At 45.4% G+C, this 1,184-nt stretch carries 1 protein-coding gene and 1 pseudogene; both read left to right on the top strand.

Annotated elements, in window-relative coordinates; genetic code table 11:
- On the top strand, positions 1-813 hold an 813-nt coding region (locus tag A3750_RS12575), incomplete at its 5' end, for an OmpW family protein (protein ID WP_231871813.1).
- Positions 814-978: 165 nt separating this feature from the next.
- Positions 979-1,184 (top strand): annotated as a pseudogene (locus A3750_RS12570) (hypothetical protein); the annotation flags it as partial.

The following is a 1,184-nucleotide window of genomic DNA, read 5'->3' as shown; positions in this document are numbered from 1 at the left end:
GTTAAACACTTAAAGTTCGCCACATACAAACAACGTCAACACAACTTCGATATCAAGGTTCTATTTATGCTTAAAAAAACCCTACTTAGTCTATCCATCGCATCTATCGCTTTAAGTGCTAGCCCAGCGTTTGCCTATGAGTCAGGAGACATCATCGTTCGCGGTGGTGCAGCAAACGTAACACCGGATGCATCTAGCGGCATGATCTTTATCGATACCCCTGCTCTGGGCAATACAGGAATTGATGGTGTTGACGTAGACGACGACACACAGCTCGGCTTAAGCTTAACCTACATGTTCAACCCAAGCGTAGGCATCGAGGTACTGGGTGCAACACCTTTTAAGCATGATATTTCGCTAGACGCTTTGGGAACAGATATCGCATCCACTAAACACTTGCCACCTACCGTAACGTTCAATTACCACTTTATGGACAGCGCGTCAGACTTCCAGCCCTATGTAGGCATGGGTTTAAATTACACTATGTTCTTTGAGGAGAAGGTCACTCCAGCACTAGACAATGCCGCCGTGTTTGATCTTCTTGCCTCCTCAACAGGCAATCTTCCTGCGGGCACCATCACATCCGTCGCGAATACCAAGATTGAACTGGATGACTCAACAGGCGTTGCGATTCATGCGGGTTTTGATTATGCATTGACGGATTCAATTGGCCTTAACGCCTCTTATTACTGGATAGACATCGACACCACTGCTGAAATCACAACCGACAGTAATGCTGGCCCGGTAAAAGCAACAGTTGACGTCGACATCGACCCATCTGTTTACATGATTGGCATGTCGTACAAGTTCTAAAGAAGTTCCATCACGACAATAGGGCAAGCAGCATTGCTTCGCCCTATTTTTTATTGCTTTAGTTTGGACCACGTAGCGATCACAACGGAGAAAGACGGCCTTACTCATTCACGGCGGCAAAACAAAGAGCCCTTGTAAAACCAAACCAACAATAAGAACACAACCATGAAAAAAATGAACGCCAGATTATTAAGCACACTCTTCAGTGCACTATTACTAACTAGCTCGATTAGCTTCGCTTGGACCCTTGAAGAAGATGACAATGGCATTAAGGTGTTTACTCAGGAAATTGAAGGCTCCGACTTCAAAGCATTTAAAGGCGAAATGAACGCCCAAGCGCAACTTGATGAGGTGCTAGATATCATCCGCGA

The organism is Oleiphilus sp. HI0079 (assembly GCF_001635105.1).
Note: the sequence above shows the minus strand (reverse complement) of the source record. Positions and strands in the feature narration are given on the sequence as shown.